Annotated in this window: 16 protein-coding genes; 13 read left to right on the top strand and 3 right to left on the bottom strand. The window is 42.8% G+C overall.

Features of this window, described 5'->3' with window-relative positions; translation table 11 throughout:
- The first annotated feature begins 29 nt into the window (after positions 1 to 29).
- The 8 genes from K1J10_RS02925 (at position 30) to K1J10_RS02890 (ending at position 7559) form a co-directional block, all read left to right on the top strand.
- Positions 30 to 869 (top strand): SGNH/GDSL hydrolase family protein, encoded by an 840-nt coding sequence (locus K1J10_RS02925; RefSeq protein ID WP_223355807.1) that lies wholly within the window; start codon positions 30 to 32, stop codon positions 867 to 869.
- Positions 841 to 1497 carry a YpmS family protein gene (locus K1J10_RS02920; RefSeq protein ID WP_223355806.1) on the top strand — a complete coding sequence of 219 codons (657 nt, stop codon included), beginning with the start codon at positions 841 to 843 and terminating at the stop codon, positions 1495 to 1497. The genes K1J10_RS02925 and K1J10_RS02920 overlap by 29 nt, the downstream gene beginning before the upstream one ends.
- 314 nt (positions 1498 to 1811) lie before the next feature.
- Positions 1812 to 3374 carry a 2-isopropylmalate synthase gene (locus K1J10_RS02915; protein WP_223355805.1) on the top strand — a complete coding sequence of 521 codons (1563 nt, stop codon included), beginning with the start codon at positions 1812 to 1814 and terminating at the stop codon, positions 3372 to 3374.
- Positions 3375 to 3385: 11 nt separating this feature from the next.
- Positions 3386 to 4423, top strand: a complete 1038-nt coding sequence (gene leuB / locus K1J10_RS02910) for a 3-isopropylmalate dehydrogenase (protein WP_223355804.1) — start codon at positions 3386 to 3388, stop codon at positions 4421 to 4423.
- Positions 4420 to 4689, top strand: coding sequence for a DUF1294 domain-containing protein (locus K1J10_RS02905; protein ID WP_048689804.1), 270 nt, complete (start codon positions 4420 to 4422; stop codon positions 4687 to 4689). Before leuB ends, K1J10_RS02905 begins: the two co-directional genes overlap by 4 nt.
- Before the next feature lie 2 nt (positions 4690 to 4691).
- Complete coding sequence (leuC, locus tag K1J10_RS02900; RefSeq protein WP_140813962.1) at positions 4692 to 6074, top strand: 3-isopropylmalate dehydratase large subunit; 1383 nt, start codon at positions 4692 to 4694, stop codon at positions 6072 to 6074.
- An 11-nt stretch (positions 6075 to 6085) separates the two neighbouring features.
- On the top strand, positions 6086 to 6676 hold the full coding sequence (gene leuD, locus K1J10_RS02895) for a 3-isopropylmalate dehydratase small subunit (RefSeq protein WP_006596431.1): 591 nt from the start codon (positions 6086 to 6088) through the stop codon (positions 6674 to 6676).
- A 97-nt stretch (positions 6677 to 6773) separates the two neighbouring features.
- A complete protein-coding gene (locus K1J10_RS02890) occupies positions 6774 to 7559 on the top strand; it encodes an L-threonylcarbamoyladenylate synthase (RefSeq protein ID WP_006596430.1) in 786 nt (261 codons plus the stop codon).
- Positions 7560 to 7794: 235 nt separating this feature from the next.
- On the opposite strand, the gene K1J10_RS02885 is transcribed toward K1J10_RS02890, so the two are convergent.
- From K1J10_RS02885 to plsY, 3 genes are all read right to left on the bottom strand, one after another.
- Positions 7795 to 8427: a DUF421 domain-containing protein gene (locus K1J10_RS02885; protein WP_223355803.1), complete on the bottom strand. Its 633-nt coding sequence runs from the start codon at positions 8425 to 8427 to the stop codon at positions 7795 to 7797.
- A complete protein-coding gene (locus K1J10_RS02880; protein ID WP_223355802.1) occupies positions 8424 to 8876 on the bottom strand; it encodes a DUF3290 family protein in 453 nt (150 codons plus the stop codon). The genes K1J10_RS02885 and K1J10_RS02880 overlap by 4 nt, the downstream gene beginning before the upstream one ends.
- Positions 8877 to 9027: 151 nt before the next feature.
- Positions 9028 to 9669, bottom strand: a complete 642-nt coding sequence (plsY, locus tag K1J10_RS02875) for a glycerol-3-phosphate 1-O-acyltransferase PlsY (RefSeq protein WP_223355801.1) — start codon at positions 9667 to 9669, stop codon at positions 9028 to 9030.
- A gap of 188 nt (positions 9670 to 9857) precedes the next feature.
- On the opposite strand from plsY, the gene parE reads away from it, so the two are divergent.
- The 5 genes from parE (at position 9858) to parC (ending at position 17146) form a co-directional block, all read left to right on the top strand.
- Complete coding sequence (gene parE / locus K1J10_RS02870) at positions 9858 to 11813, top strand: DNA topoisomerase IV subunit B (protein ID WP_223355800.1); 1956 nt, start codon at positions 9858 to 9860, stop codon at positions 11811 to 11813.
- 54 nt (positions 11814 to 11867) lie between these two features.
- Positions 11868 to 13109 (top strand): nucleic acid-binding protein, encoded by a 1242-nt coding sequence (locus tag K1J10_RS02865; protein WP_223355799.1) that lies wholly within the window; start codon positions 11868 to 11870, stop codon positions 13107 to 13109.
- A gap of 236 nt (positions 13110 to 13345) precedes the next feature.
- Positions 13346 to 13483, top strand: a complete 138-nt coding sequence (locus tag K1J10_RS02860; protein ID WP_223355798.1) for a hypothetical protein — start codon at positions 13346 to 13348, stop codon at positions 13481 to 13483.
- Positions 13484 to 13549: 66 nt separating this feature from the next.
- Positions 13550 to 14368, top strand: a complete 819-nt coding sequence (locus K1J10_RS02855) for an aminoglycoside 6-adenylyltransferase (protein WP_223355797.1) — start codon at positions 13550 to 13552, stop codon at positions 14366 to 14368.
- A gap of 324 nt (positions 14369 to 14692) precedes the next feature.
- Positions 14693 to 17146 carry a DNA topoisomerase IV subunit A gene (parC, locus tag K1J10_RS02850; protein WP_223355828.1) on the top strand — a complete coding sequence of 818 codons (2454 nt, stop codon included), beginning with the start codon at positions 14693 to 14695 and terminating at the stop codon, positions 17144 to 17146.
- The last annotated feature ends 147 nt before the right edge of the window (positions 17147 to 17293 follow it).

The following is a 17293-nucleotide window of genomic DNA, read 5'->3' as shown; positions in this document are numbered from 1 at the left end:
AAATTGAAAGCTGGACGAATGAGGAGTATATGAATAGTAGAAAAATACTAGAGATGATCTTGTATTGTTTGGTCACTTTTCTGGTCTGCTTTTTTCTGGTCAATTGGCTCCTTCCTTCGGCAGAACCAGTGATGACCAAACAGTCAACAAGTGCAAAGAAAAAGACAGTCACCTATGTAGCGATTGGTGATTCCTTGACCAAAGGCGTAGGAGATAGCACCAATCAAGGTGGTTTTGTTCCTCTGCTCGCTCAGAGTTTGACCAATGAATCCGGTTTTGAATTCAAAGCGATCAACTATGGTGTTTCTGGCAACACGAGTAGTCAAATTTTGTCACGCATACGGGAGAAAAAGGAGATTCGAAAGGATCTGAAGCGGGCTCAGTTACTGACGATTACTGTCGGGGGTAATGATCTGCGAAAGGCCATTCTTGAGGATACCAGTAACTTAGATCTGGACCGCTTTGAAAAAGCATCGAAGGCCTATGAGAAAAATCTCAAACAGATCATCGAATTGGCCCGCAAGGACAACCCGGATCTTCCCGTTTACGTGGTGGGAATCTATAATCCCTTGTATCTCAACTTCCCCGATCTAACGGAATTGCAGACCCTTGTCGATCAGTGGAACCAAAGAACGGAGGAGACCCTCTCTGCCTATCAAGGAGTCTACTTTGTTCCAATCAATGACCTCCTCTATAAGGGTATTGATGGCAAGAGTGGGGTGACAGAGAGCGAATTAGAAAAAGAAACTGTGACCAACGATGCCTTGTATGACGAGGATAGTTTCCATCCTAATCAAACAGGCTATGAGATCATGAAAGAAGCTGTACTGGAGAAAATACATGCAACTGAGAAAAAATGGTTCAATTGAAAAGAAGGTCAAGCCACCAACCACAGGGCCTCATTTTAAGGAAAGACGAGAAAAAACGCCTATCAACATCTGGAAATGGCTCTTTCTTGGCTTGGTTAGTTTCTTATTCGCTACAAGTCTAGTCATATGGGCTCGCTTCTCAACGGTACGAGAGGATGTCCGTCAACTACAGACTTCTAGCCAAGAAGGAGACGTCAAGATCGGTAGTATGACCACAACCAGGGCTCAACTAAATGAAACCATCAAGGTCATGCTTAAAAGTTATCATTTGAGTGATTATCAACTTTATGCAGACAATCAACAGATGTTACTAGAGGGGAAGATGGACTTTTTAGGAAAGGAATACCCCCTCTATATCTATTTCCAGCCAAGTAAGCTAGAGGATGGAAGTATCCTCTTGACCCTCAAGGATTTTTCAGTTGGGACCTTGAAACTTCCTAAGAAGACCGTGATGCAGGTGCTGTCTACAAACAAGGATCTACCTGACTTTGTAAAAATTGATAGCAAAGAAGCGACGATCAAGATTGAACTAGCCAAGATTAAAAACGAGATGGATTTTTATGTCAAGGCCAATACCATTGATCTATACAATGATCAAATCATCTTTGATCTCTACAGGAAAAAATAAGACTAGCAGACGAAAGCAAGAAAGCGACTTTCGTCTTTATTTTGTTTCTATTCAAAAAATTCAGAATATTATAGAAAATTCTTGACATTCAATTTTCCCTATGCTAAAATACTAAACAAGACATCAATCAAAGGAGAAAGTCAAACATGAAAACAGCTAAGTTTATTCAATTCGCTTTGTTGTTGAGGTACTCGGGCTAGTGCAAAAGCATTAGTCCTGTTTGGCTTACCAAGCGGGAGTAACAAAACATCTCGCTTAGGTAACTGGCGAGATGTTTTTATTTTATTCACTATGTTTAGAAAAGAGGAGACCCTATGCGTAAAGTTGAATTTTTAGATACCAGTCTTCGGGATGGAGAACAGACTCCTGGAGTTAATTTTTCTATCAAAGAAAAGATTGCCATTGCTAAGCAATTGGAAAAGTGGGGCATATCTGCGATTGAAGCGGGCTTTCCAGCAGCCAGTCCGGATTCCTTCACAGCTGTGCAGGAAATTGCAAAGGTCTTGACGAAGACAGCAGTAACAGGCTTGGCACGTTCTGTTAAATCCGATATCGATGCTTGCTATGAAGCTTTGAAGGATGCTAAGTATCCGCAAATTCATGTCTTTATCGCAACCAGTCCCATTCACCGGGAGTTTAAACTCAACAAGACCAAGGAAGAAATTCTTGAAGCGATCAAGGAACACGTTTCTTATGCGCGTTCTAAGTTTGAAGTTGTTGAATTCTCGCCCGAAGATGCGACACGGACGGAGTTGGATTTCCTCTTGCAAGTCGTCCAGACTGCGGTCGATGCTGGTGCTAGCTACATCAATATTCCTGATACAGTCGGTTTCACGACACCAGCAGAGTACGGAGCCATTTTCAAATACTTGATTGACCATGTCAAGACAGATCGTGAGATTATCTATTCCCCTCATTGCCATGATGATCTAGGAATGGCGGTGGCTAATAGCCTCGCCGCTGTCAAGAATGGAGCTGGTCGTGTCGAAGGGACCATAAATGGCATCGGGGAACGGGCTGGAAATGCTGCACTTGAAGAAGTAGCGGTCGCCCTTAATATTCGCGAAGACTATTTCCAAGTGGAGAGTCCGATTGTCCTTAATGAAACCATCAACACCTCTGAGTTGGTCTCTCGTTACTCTGGGATTCCAATTCCTAAAAACAAGGCGGTTATTGGCGGCAATGCCTTCTCACACGAGTCTGGGATTCACCAGGATGGAGTCCTTAAAAATCCTCTTACCTATGAAATCATCACTCCTGAGTTGGTGGGTGTCAAGAGCAATAGCCTCCCTCTTGGAAAATTGTCTGGTCGCCATGCCTTTGTCGAAAAACTGCATGAGTTGGGACTGGAATTCACAGAAGAAGACATCCAGCCATTGTTTGCTAAGTTCAAATCTCTGGCAGACAAGAAACACGAGATCACTGATGCCGATATCCGCGCCCTTGTTGCCGGTACAGCAGTGGAAAATCCAGAAGGCTTTCACTTTGATGATCTTCGTCTCACAACCAATGAAGATGAAAGCATCACTGCAGCAGTCAGTCTGAAAAATGAAAATGGTGAAATTCTTGAATACCTTGCCAAAGGTCAAGGTTCAGTGGAAGCAATCTTTAATGCTATTGATCAATTCTTCCATCAAGAGGTTCGCCTGACTTCCTACACTATTGATGCGGTGACAGATGGGATTGATGCCCAAGCGCGTGTTCTGGTCACTGTTGAAAACGAAGCGACGGATACCATCTTTAATGCTTCTGGTTTAGACTTTGACGTATTGAAGGCGTCAGCGATTGCCTATATCAATGCCAATACCTTGGTGCAAAAAGAGAATGCTGGAGAGATCGGTCACATTGTATCCTATCGTGATCTACCAGATGCCTAAAGGAGAACACTATGACGAAGAAGATTGTCGCCCTAGCTGGAGACGGGATTGGACCAGAGATCATGGAGGCTGGCCTGTCCGTGCTGAAAGCAGTGGCAGAAAAAACAAATTTTTACTATTCAGTCCAAGCTCATCCATTTGGGGGAGCAGGGATTGATGCGGCTGGTCATCCTCTACCAGCTTCTACTCTAGAAGCTACAAAGGAAGCGGATGCCATTCTCTTAGCGGCTATCGGAAGTCCTCAGTATGACCAAGCACCGATTCGTCCGGAGCAAGGCTTGTTAGCTCTTCGTAAGGAGCTCAACCTTTATGCCAACATTCGTCCGGTCAAAATCTACGATGCCCTCAAGCACCTCTCTCCATTGAAGGAGGAGCGCATCCATGGTGTGGACTTCATAGTGGTTCGCGAGCTCACCGGCGGGATCTACTTCGGAGAGCATATCTTAGAAGAAAATCAAGCACGGGATATCAACGAATACTCGGTTGAAGAAGTAGAGCGAATCGTGCGGAAGGCTTTTGAGATTGCACGGGGACGTCGCAAGAAAGTCACCAGCATTGATAAGCAAAATGTCCTCGCAACCTCCAAGCTTTGGAGAAAAGTAGCTGATCGAGTGGCTCAAGACTTCCCGGATGTGACCCTGGAGCACCAGTTAGTAGACTCAGCAGCCATGCTCATGATTACCAATCCTTCTCGCTTTGATGTCATCGTGACAGAAAACCTCTTTGGTGATATCCTTTCAGACGAGTCAAGTGTCTTGTCTGGCACTCTTGGGGTCATGCCATCGGCTAGCCATTCAGAGTCAGGTCCAAGCATGTATGAGCCTATTCATGGATCAGCTCCAGATATTGCAGGTCAAGGAGTAGCCAATCCAGTCTCGATGATCCTCTCTGTTGCCATGATGATGCGAGAAAGTTTTGATCGAGAAGAAGATGCTAGCCGCATTGAAAAAGCAGTGGAAGCGACTCTTGCTGCAGGGATCTTTACGAGAGACTTAGGTGGCAGTGCTTCGACAAAAGAAATGACAGAAGAGATTATAAAACGCTTATGAGTGTAAAAGGAATGATTACTGGCTTGATCCTTCTATGGAATCTCTTCGTAGGGATTCTCTACGGAGTGGATAAGGAAAAGGCCAAAAGAAATACTTGGCGGATACCAGAAAAGACCTTGCTCTTTTATGCTTTTGCAGTTGGAGGGCTAGGAGCCTGGATAGGAGGGCTACTCTTTCATCACAAGACACAGAAGTGGTATTTTAAGGTCACCTGGCTCTTAGGAACCCTTCTCACACTTTACACACTCTACGCTTTATGGAGGTAAGGATGGCAGGAAAATCAATTTTTGATAAAATCTGGGAACGGCATGTAGTGACCGGTGAGGAAGGCCAGCCCCAACTCATGTATGTGGACCAACACTATATCCACGAGGTGACCAGTCCCCAGGCTTTTCAAGGGCTTAGAGACACTGGTAGAAGGGTTCGGAGACCAGATTTAACCTTTGGAACCTTTGATCACAATGTCCCGACTGTTAACATTTATGATATCCGGGATGTGATTTCCAAGGCTCAGATTGATAAATTAGCTGAAAATGTCAAGGACTTTGGGATCGATCATGCAGGTCATGGTTCAGAAAAACAGGGAATTGTCCATATGGTTGGTCCTGAAACAGGACGTACCCAGCCTGGAAAGTTCATTGTCTGTGGAGACAGCCATACGGCGACCCATGGAGCTTTCGGCGCCATTGCCTTTGGAATTGGGACCAGTGAGGTGGAGCATGTCTTTGCGACTCAGACCATCTGGCAGGTCAAACCGAAGAAGCTCTTGGTCGAGTTTACTGGAAAGCCTCAGAAGGGGATTTATGCCAAGGACTATATTTTGGCCTTGATTGCTCGTTATGGCGTAGCCTGTGGGGTTGGCCATGTGGTCGAGTATAGAGGGGAAGCAATCGATAGCCTCACCATGGAAGAGCGGATGACCATCTGCAATATGTCCATTGAATTCGGCTCTAAGATGGGGATTATGAATCCAGATGAGACGACTTTTGACTATCTCCGTGGTCGTGAATGTGTGCCAAAAGATTTTGAAGCTGCAGTAGCCGATTGGCAGTCCCTGGTCAGTGACAACGATGCGACATATGATAGAGTCATCACCATCGATGTATCCCAGTTAGCACCCATGGTGACCTGGGGGACCAACCCTTCTATGGGAGTCGACGTGGAAACAGCCTTTCCAGAAATTCGGGATATGAATGATGAACGGGCCTATGCCTACATGGATCTCCAACCAGGTCAAAAGGCTTCAGACATCGAGTTGGGCTATATCTTTATCGGATCTTGTACCAATGCCCGACTCAGTGATTTACAACTGGCTGCCCGTTTCGTAGAAGGGAAGAAAATTGCCCCTAATTTAACCGCCATCGTCGTTCCAGGTTCCCGTCCTGTCAAACGAGCAGCGGAAAAAATGGGTTTGGATAAGATCTTTCTGGATGCTGGCTTTGAATGGCGTGATCCAGGATGCTCTATGTGTCTCGGGATGAATCCAGACAAGGTGCCGGATGGCGTCCACTGTGCCTCTACTAGCAACCGAAACTTTGAAGACCGCCAAGGATTTGGGGCAAAGACCCATCTCTGTAGCCCCGCAATGGCCGCTGCAGCAGCAATAGCCGGTCGCTTTGTCGATGTGCGCCAAATGCCAGAAGTTGAGTAAAAGGAGGAATCATGGAGAAATTTACCATTTATACGGGAACTACGGTTCCTTTGATGAACGATAATATCGATACCGACCAAATCCTCCCCAAGCAATTTTTAAAGCTGATTGATAAAAAAGGCTTTGGTAAATACCTCATGTACGCTTGGCGCTACTTGGATGATCAATACACCGAGGATCCAGAATTTATCTTTAACAAACCAGAATACAGCAAGGCAACCATCTTGATTACTGGCGACAATTTTGGGGCTGGTTCCTCTCGGGAGCATGCTGCCTGGGCTTTAGCTGATTATGGCTTTAAAGTCGTTATCGCCGGCTCTTTTGGAGATATCCATTACAATAATGAACTCAATAATGGGATGCTACCAATAGTCCAGCCTTTAGAGGTTCGTCAAAAGCTGGCAAGCTTGAAGCCGACAGATGAGGTAACGGTGGATTTGGAAGAGCAGAAGATCATCTCGCCTGTTGGAGAATTTAGCTTTGAGATCGATGGGGATTGGAAGAACAAATTACTCAACGGTCTAGATGATATTGGGATTACCCTCCAATATGAGGACTTGATTGCTGCTTATGAGAAGAATCGGCCCGCCTATTGGCAATAAAAATTGTATAGTTAATTAAGAATTTTCAGAAAATATATTGAAGCTTTTTGGGAATTTTGATAGAATAGAAAAAAAGAAATAGAAGAGGACGAAATTTATGACAAAACACATTCAATGGGACGGAACACTTTCACAAGAAGGATTTGACATTCTTAAAGGAGAGGGTGGCTGTATCGTCTGCCCTACCAAAGTTGGCTACATCATCATGACCAGTGACAAGGCTGGCTTGGAACGGAAGTTTGAAGCCAAAGAACGCAACCGCAACAAACCAGGTGTGGTTCTCTGCGGAAGTATGGATGAACTTCGTGCTCTTGCGCAATTGAATCCTGAAATCGAAGCCTTCTACCAAAAACATTGGGATGAAGATATCTTGCTTGGTTGTATTCTTCCATGGCGTGAAGATGCCTATGCAAAATTACAAGCCTTCGGAGATGGACGCGAAGAACTCATGACAGACGTTCGAGGAACCAGCTGTTTTGTTATCAAATTTGGTAAAGCTGGTGAGCAAATCGCCAAGGAAATGTGGGAAAAAGAAGGCAAGATGGTTTACGCCTCTTCAGCCAACCCTTCCGGTAAAGGAAACCGTGGTAAGGTTGAAGGAATCGGTGAGCGCATTGAAGGTGCCGTAGACTTGGTCATCGAAGCTGACGATTATGTAGCCTCTATCCAACCAGACAAGACCATTGAAACACGCTATGAACAAGGCGTGATGGTCTCAATGGTGGATGCAGAAGGAAAACTCATCCCAGAACAAGGAGCAGGTAGCCGTTCTGTCAATACTTGTCCAGTCGTGATCCGTAAAGGGTTGGATATCGATAAGATCATGATGCACTTATCTGATCATTTCAACTCTTGGAACTACCGCCAAGGGGAATACTATTAAAAGATAGATGAATTAAAAAGAGAGTGGGACAGAAATCGGTAATTCGTTAGAATTCGATTTCGTCGTCCCACCTCTGCACAGTTGAGTAGGGCTGTAAAAGCTGATGAAATCAGCGTAGTAGAGCCCACTCAACCACTGCGTCTTGCTCGATAATCCAAAGACAATTAAGAGGCTAGGACTTTTGTCCCAGCCTCTTTTGCAGTCTTTTATTGTTAACCAATAGTTGACTCTAATCTTAGTAAGTCACGACATTTATCTCGCCCTTGTCGTACTCAGCGATAAAGATGTCATCGACATTTTCAAATCCTTTTTTATTGAGTTCGGCTATAAGCCATTCTTCAGTTTTACCAATGGTCTCTAAGATCTCTACTTGGACCACACCATCTGTAATGATTGGGTACTTGGGATTTTCATCTCCGATTCGAACGACAATGAGTTGACCGTTTTGCTCAATGACGGCTCTTTTGACCTCTTTCAGTTGGAAAATGCCTTGAGAGCGCAATTTAAGAGCAACGTCAGAAGCAGAAAGTCCTTTTGAGCGACAGGCTTCTGGATCTAATTTTCCGTTTTTAATGATAATAGTTGGTTTTCCATCAATCAGATGTTTGATGAAGTAAACATTGGTATTAAGCCATTTGAGTGATAAAATCAAAATAGTCCAGATAATGAGAATAACGGCGTATTGAAGAATAGTAATAGAACTATTGTAGATAACCCCACCGATGATTCCCCCAAGAACAAAGTTTTGCACTTGGTCCACTGCAGAACTTGGCGCTAAATTTCCTTTGCCTGTTAAGTTAATAACAAAAACAAGAGAAAGAAGCCCCAAGACCAATTTAATTGCAATTGTAGCAAAAAAGCTTATCATTTTTCAACCTCCACCAGTTCTACATCTGTTTTATATAAGTCAATTTTTTCAAGTAAATAGCTATCTGGATCTGTTCCGCTAATAGCACGATAGAATTGCTTGTCTACCTTGATAATAGCTCCATCGGTCGTATCCGAAGTATTGACATAGACATCTTCTTTTTCAACGCCTAACTCTTTTGAAACAACTTCGATAAAGTGTAGGGAAGAGCGAAATTGATTGTCGTTGGACTTGTTGTTTTGGAAATTTGAAATACCAATCAAAACAATGGCCACTAAGATTAAGACAGAAATGATTGATAATTCACGGAACTTACTTCCGCGTTTATCCTTAAATGCCTTAAAGGCGAAAAAAGCCGTTACCAACACTAAGAGAATGGACATGATCACCATGACCCAATTTTGTTGACTAATCTGACTCAATACATAATCATATGAATAGAATTTCATAAAAATCCTCCCGATTTTGAATTCAAGATATTATAAACTAAATCCTCCTAAACTGCAATGATTAAAAACAAAAGGAAGAAAAAACTTATAGAACTTTTTTGAAGAGGAGTGCTGACAAAGTAATAGCAATAAAAAAACTAGAGATTTGACTCTAGTCTTTTTGTTTTTGATGGGTGATGTTTTTTCCCCAGGAGATGATATTTTCATTCTTATCGAGGATGCGCTTGATATTGTCCTTGTGGCGGATGATGATCAAGGTCGCCAAAGCGAGGACAATAAGGGTGAAAATCAGGTCATAGCTTGGGAGGATCCAGCCAGTCAATGGAAGGATGAGCACTCCTAAACTAGCCAGAAAAGCGACCGTTACACTTGAAAAAGAAATCATGCTGGTTAAATAGAGGCTAACAAAGAAATAGATGGCTAAGAGGATGAGGAAAACAGGAGAGAAACCAATGAGAACCCCAGCACTGGTTGCGACTGCCTTGCCTCCTTTAAAGCCTGCAAAAATAGGGAAGGTGTGTCCAAGGACGGCGAGAAGACCAAAGACCATTGGTGAAATCCCTGTAACCCCAAAAATAGTCGGCAATAAAACAGCCAAGGTTCCTTTGAGGAAATCAACCGCAAAGACGACCAGACCAGCCTTGGTCCCTAGGATACGGAAGGTATTGGTGGTCCCTGTGTTTCCAGAACCGTGTTCACGTAGATTGATGTTAAAGAAGGCTTTTCCTATCCACAAACCAGAAGGGATAGAACCTAATAAGTATGCTAATACGAGTAAAAGAATAGTTTTCATCATAGTTTCATTATATCAAAAATGCTTTGAATGAAAAAGAAAATTTCTAACTGAAGTGTCACATCGGATAGTTGGTTTGAATCAATCGCACTTAAATAGACTAGTTAAAGGGGGAGAAGAAAGAAAAATTTTGCAAAATTTCCTAAAAAACTGTAATATAGAAAAGATGAACAAACAGGAGGCTCCTTGTGTCTAAAAAGGAAATCAACATTAATAATTACAATGACGATGCCATTCAGGTACTAGAAGGGTTGGATGCGGTCCGTAAACGTCCAGGGATGTACATCGGATCGACAGATGGAAATGGGCTTCACCATTTGGTCTGGGAAATTGTCGACAATGCGGTCGATGAAGCCCTATCTGGTTTTGGTTCTCAAATTGACGTTACCATCAACAAAGATGGTTCCTTATCTGTAGCTGACCAAGGTCGAGGGATGCCGACAGGGATGCATGCTATGGGCAAACCAACCGTTGAGGTCATCTTTACCGTCCTCCATGCTGGAGGGAAGTTTGGGCAAGGTGGCTATAAGACCTCTGGTGGTCTCCACGGAGTGGGATCTTCGGTCGTCAATGCCCTCTCTAGCTGGCTTGAGGTAGAGATTACCCGTGATGGAGCGGTCTATAAGCAACGCTTTGAGGATGGTGGGAAGCCTGTTACCACTCTTGAGAAGATTGGGTCGGCTCCCAAGTCCAAGACAGGAACCAAGGTCACCTTCATGCCGGATCCAACCATCTTCTCTACGACGGATTTCAAATTTAATACCATTGCGGAGCGGATCAAAGAATCAGCTTTCTTGCTCAAGGATGTAACACTGACGTTGACAGACCTTCGTAAGGAAGAAGACAACTATGTGGCCTTCCATTACGAGAATGGTGTCCAGGATTTCGTTGAGTACTTGAACGAAGATAAGGAAACCTTGACACCCGTTCTCTACTTTAATGGAGAATCAGAAGGCTTTCAAGTAGAAGTTGCTCTCCAATACAATGATGGCTACTCTGATAATATCTTGTCCTTCGTCAACAATGTCCGCACTAAGGATGGGGGAACCCACGAGACAGGACTCAAGACAGCCATTACCAAGGCTATGAACGACTATGCAAGAAAGACAGGACTTCTCAAAGAAAAAGACAAGAATCTGGAAGGATCAGACTACCGTGAAGGTTTGTCTGCTGTTCTTTCAATCTTGGTTCCAGAAGCTCATTTGCAGTTTGAAGGGCAGACCAAGGACAAACTAGGAAGTCCACTTGCTCGACCAGTTGTTGACGGGATTGTTGCTGACAAGTTGACCTTCTTCCTCATGGAAAATGGGGAATTAGCTTCCAATCTGATTCGCAAGGCCATCAAGGCCCGGGATGCGCGTGAAGCTGCTCGGAAGGCGCGGGATGAGAGTCGAAATGGCAAGAAGAACAAGAAGGACAAGGGGCTCTTGTCTGGTAAATTGACCCCAGCCCAGTCCAAGAATCCTGCCAAGAACGAACTATATCTAGTCGAAGGGGATTCAGCCGGTGGTTCTGCCAAGCAAGGTCGGGACCGCAAGTTCCAGGCTATCCTTCCGCTTCGAGGGAAGGTTCTCAATACTGAAAAGGCCAACATGAGCGATATCCTCAAAAACGAGGAAATCAACACCATGATTTACACCATCGGTGCTGGAGTTGGGGCTGACTTTACGATTGAAGATGCCAACTATGACAAGATTATCATCATGACCGATGCGGATACAGATGGAGCCCATATTCAGACCCTGCTCCTAACTTTCTTTTACCGGTATATGCGCCCCTTGGTTGAAGCAGGACGTGTCTATATCGCCATGCCACCTCTTTACAAGATGTCTAAAGGCAAAGGGAAGAAAGAAGAAGTGGCTTATGCCTGGACTGATAGTGAATTGGAAGACCTACGTCGGACCTTTGGTCGTGGAGCAACCCTCCAACGTTACAAAGGGTTGGGGGAGATGAATGCGGATCAGCTTTGGGAAACAACTATGAACCCAGAAACCCGCACCTTGATCCGTGTCACCATTGATGACTTGGCGCGTGCAGAACGCCGTGTCTCTGTCCTAATGGGAGATAAGGCAGCCCCTCGCCGCCAATGGATCGAAGATAACGTTAAGTTTACGCTTGAGGAGAGTGGGGAAGTTGTTTTTTAAGTAAGGAGCCAAAATAAAATATAAAAAATGCTTTAAAAAAAAGGAAGTTGAAGTATGTGTATCAAAAGAAATGATAATAATTCAGGAAAAAAATACAAACATTGTCATTTGGTAATTGAGAAGCTAAAGAAGCAAATGGAACGAAATAATCTTCATGATATTTCTATAACTGATAGAAAAAAACTTCAAGCTTTCGACCGAGATAATATGAAGCGTTTTTTTGAATCTAAAGGAAAAAAGTGTCAATTTCCTAATTGCGATAGGAAACCTATTAAATCTCATACTTTTCCTAGGAATTTATTAGAAAAAAAGATTGCAGGAAGAACTAGTAACGGATATTCTGTTTTTTCTACCGATATTAAAAGTATTATTAGTAATTTACAAAATCCTGATTTGCATAATGAATTATTTTATGAAATCAATATAAATGACGCAGGTACTATGCCACTATTTTGTAAAGAACATGATAGTCATATTTTTTCACCAATAGAAATTTTAAAACCGATTCCTTCTGTCAAACAGTATTTGTTTTTGTATTCTTATCGTTTCTTTTTATATCATTATTTAAAAGAAAACTACGCTCTGAAAGCAGCATATGAAGATACACTTGATTCAGAAAAAGGAGTCGGGAAATCACTTTCTTCAGCTATAACCCAAAAAAGGAATATTATTTATGATAATGCAATAAAAATAGCAAACACCAAAACTAATATATCAAATTTAGAAGTATTAAAAACCAAATTTGATAAAGTAATTAAGAAAATTCCATTAACTGATACTGAAATTGATGAACATTTTAAAGTATACGGTTATAAATTGAAAAACGATATTCAGTGGTGTGGTGCCGGCTGTACAGAATTTTCTTATAACGATACTGGAATTATGAATCATTTAGGTTGCAGTTTTGGTTTAATCCCACAAAATAGAGATTTTCCAGCATATTTTTATTGTGTTGTACCAAACGAAGAAAATGATTATTTGAAAGATAAATTGCTGAAGTTACTTAATGATAAGTATGATAGTTATAAGAACGAAAAAGATACTGCTTCTTTTGAAAATATTATAAAATATTACATCTTTGATAGTTCAGAAAATATTATAGTTTCTCCTGATATTATTGATAAATTGAGAGAGAAAGAAATTTGTTTTTATAATGAAAAAGGTAAACTTTTTAAAAAAAGCCAATATGAATGGCTTTTAAAAGCAAATATTCTATTATGTCAAGTCAAAGGAGAACAGAACGAGGAAGTACGCAATACTGTGTATAATATACTGGAAACAATCGATTTGTTTTAAAAAAACGGATAGATTGGACTCATCAAATTTCAAATCACCAAAATTTCTAGCAAGCTCACCAGGGCTAAAGTGAGACACAAGATTTTCTAACGGTGCATTTTGGAGTAAATTCTATTTATCCGAAAATCGGACGAGTGTATTTTTAGTTAAAAGACGAACTTTTATTTTTTGGAGGAGCTCTTGCAGGAGCAAAAACTTTTTCCGAGAATCGGACGAAGTACAAAGTACATTACTTGATGCTTGAAGAGGACCAGAAAATCCTTGGCTTTGCCCGTTATCTGACGGATGACCTCACTCAGGCCCGTTTCTTTAAGGTGGTGGATGCTTCATATTATTACGAAGAGTACAGCCTTTACCAGACAGGGGAATTATAGTATAGAATCTATTCACAAAAAGAAGAAGCAGACAACGAGTATCCGAGAAAACGAGAAGGTATTGATATGAGATCAGAAACAGAAATGCTTGATGTGATTCTACAGGCCGCCAAAACTTTACAAGTTAAGGCTATTGCCATGTCTGGTTCACGGACCGATACAAAAGCACCAAAAGATGAGTTTCAAGACTATGATGTTGTGTATGTCGTGGACAACTTAGATATTCTGACGAGTGACCTTTCTTGGTTGGACCAGTTTGGCAAACGTATTATTGAGCAAGAGATAACGCTGGGAAATCGTTGTCTGTATCTCATGCTCTTTGAGGATGGTAATCGCATTGATCTAACTCTCTGTCCCAAGGGGCACATGCAAGAGTGGGTAGATAGCGAATCAAAATTTGAAGTTATAAAAGACGAAAAAGGTTTGTTTGAAGCCTACCAGCCTAACGCCAAGCGTTACTGGACCGCTCCGCCCTCCGAAGAGGAATTTGCAGTATCCTGCAATGAATTTTGGTGGGTATCTGCTTATGTCGTAAAGGCCATTCGAAGAAATCAGCTCATCTATGCGACTGATCACCTCTATGGCATTTGCCAGCAAGAAATCCTCAAGGTCTTAGCTTGGCAGGTGACAAGTGATAGGGGAGCAGTTGATATCGGAAAGAACTACAAGTACCTTTTTCACTATCTCCCAGCTGAGAAGGAAAAAGTGTTCTCAGCACTTCTTGATCTATCTAGTATAGAGAAGGTTGATCAGTCCTTATTTGCTACCATGAATGTTTTTGATCGAGAAGCTCAAAGTCTGGCCCAAAAGATGAGATTTGCTTATGATCAGGAAGTGGCTGTAAAGATGATGACTTATGCTGAAGAGAAACTGTCAAATCATTGATTCAATAATCTATTTTAAACACTTTAAACTACAGAAAGGGTCGTTTGGTTACTTGTAGTAACTGAATTCCTTTTTCTAAAAAATCTACTCTACATTCTTTGAAAGGAGTTGAACACGCCCTAAATTGTGTGAAACTCTTGATTCCAACATTTAACCACGTATTAAAAACTACAGAAAGGATCGTTTGGTTACTTGTAGTAACTGAACACGGGACTAATTTCCTAGGAAAAAAGATAAATCGCTTTGGGTTCATGGAACCCTGCATCGATTTCCTATTTTTCTACAGAAATTTTCGGCAAGCCGAAACGTCCCTTTGTATCTTATATGAGTAATATCCAAAATATGTCTTTAGAGGACATCATGGGAGAGCGCTTTGGTCGCTACTCCAAATACATTATTCAAGAGCGGGCCCTTCCTGATATTCGGGATGGCTTGAAACCTGTTCAACGGCGGATTCTTTATTCTATGAATAAGGACGGGAATACCCATGACAAGGGCTACCGTAAGTCTGCCAAGTCTGTCGGAAACATCATGGGGAATTTTCACCCTCACGGGGATAGTTCGATCTATGATGCCATGGTCCGCATGTCTCAAGACTGGAAGAACCGCGAGATCCTAGTCGAAATGCACGGAAACAATGGCTCCATGGACGGTGATCCACCAGCGGCCATGCGTTATACGGAAGCGCGTTTGTCTGAAATCGCTGGTTATCTTTTGCAAGATATCGAAAAGAACACAGTGCCGTTTGCCTGGAACTTTGACGATACAGAAAAAGAGCCAACTGTTTTGCCGGCGGCCTTTCCAAACCTTTTGGTCAATGGAGCTACAGGAATTTCAGCTGGTTACGCGACAGATATTCCGCCACATAATCTCGCTGAAGTCATCGATGCCGTGGTCTACATGATCGACCATCCATCTGCCAAGGTATACAAGCTCATGGAGTTTCTACCTGGGCCTGACTTCCCGACTGGTGCCATTATCCAAGGGCGTGATGAGATCAAGAGAGCCTATGAAACTGGTAAGGGCCGGGTGGTTGTCCGTTCTAAGACAGAAATCGAGCAACTCAAAGGTGGTAAGCAGCAAATCGTTGTTACCGAAATCCCTTATGAGATCAACAAGGCAGTTTTGGTCAAGAAGATCGACGATGTCCGTGTTAACAACAAGGTGGCGGGTATTGCGGAAGTCCGGGATGAGTCTGACCGAGATGGTCTTCGTATTGCCATTGAGCTCAAGAAAGATGCCAATGCTGATCTAATCTTGAACTACTTGTTCAAGTACACAGACTTGCAGATCAACTACAACTTCAATATGGTGGCGATTGACAATTATACCCCTCGTCAAGTGGGGATTGTACCGATTCTATCTAGCTACATTGCTCACCGTCGGGATATCATTGTCGCTCGTTCGCGCTTTGATAAGGAAAAGGCAGAACGACGGCTCCACATCGTAGAGGGCTTGATCCGCGTCATTTCCATCCTGGATGAAGTCATCGCCTTGATCCGTGCTTCTGATAATAAGGCAGATGCTAAGGAAAACCTCAAGGTCAGCTACGATTTCACGGAAGAACAAGCAGAAGCTATTGTCACCTTGCAATTGTACCGCTTGACCAATACGGACATCGTGACCTTGGAAGAAGAGCATGCTAGTCTCAAGGAGCAAATCGCGACCTTGGCAGCCATCATTGGGGATGAACGGACTATGTTTAACCTCATGAAGAAGGAATTGCGTGAAGTCAAGAAGCTCTTTGGTAATCCGCGTCGCAGTGAATTGCAAGACACTGCTAAAACGATTGAGATTGATACAGCCAGTCTGATCGTTGAAGAGGAAACCTTCGTCAGCGTGACCCGTGCGGGTTACATTAAACGGACCTCTCCTCGTTCCTTCAATGCGTCGACAGTGGAGGAAGTCGGTAAGCGGGACGACGATGAGTTGATTTTCGTAGAGCCTGCTAAGACGACTCAGCATCTCTTACTCTTTACCAACTTGGGGAATGCCATCTATCGACCTGTTCATGAATTGGCAGATACCAAGTGGAAGGACATTGGCGAGCACCTCAGTCAGACCTTGACCAATTTCGAGCAGGAAGAAGAAATCCTCTTTGCAGAGATTGTAGATCAGTTTGAGGGCGTGACATACTTTGCAGCTACCCAACAAGGCCAAATCAAGCGTTTTGAACGCAAGGAATTGAGCCCATGGCGGACCTATCGTTCTAAATCAACTAAGTACGCTAAACTGAAGGACCAAGAGGACCGTATCGTAGCGGTTGCACCAGTGGTCCTCGAGGACATCATGATCATTACTAAGAATGGTTATGGCCTCCGATTCAATATTGAAGAGGTTCCAGTGGTAGGGGCCAAAGCAGCAGGTGTTAAAGCCATTAACCTCAAAGATGGAGATCAAGTGGTAGCCGTCTTTAAGTCAACGACACCAAGCATGTATATCCTGACCCAACGAGGCAGTCTCAAACGGATGTCACAAGATGATATTCCTGTGACCAGCCGTGCTAAACGTGGACTGCAGGTCCTGCGTGAACTGAAGTCTAAACCACACCGCGTCTTTAAGGCAGGTCCAGTCTTCACTGACCAGGGAGATTTTGATCTCTTTACGAGCCAGGAAGAAGTGGGAGAGCAGGATCAAATCCTTCAGATTACCTCCACAACAGGTCAGGTGACAGAAGTGGATGTTACCCAACTCAGCTTGTCAGAACGAACTAGCAATGGTTCTTTTGTCAATGATCAAATTTCTGATCAAGAAGTCTTTACTGCTAGAATTAAATAAAAATAAAATTAGCCAGTTTATGGCTAATTTTTTTGCTTGATAAATTTTCTGAAAATTGCAAATTTCACTTGAAATTCTCATGAAATGGTGTAAAATAGAGTACATGAATAAAGTCATCCTTTGTGGTGGCTCTTGCTAATTAGCAAG

The organism is Streptococcus australis, from assembly GCF_019930045.1.
Lineage (GTDB): Bacteria > Bacillota > Bacilli > Lactobacillales > Streptococcaceae > Streptococcus > Streptococcus australis_D.
This window is presented reverse-complemented; position numbering and strand designations above follow the sequence as displayed.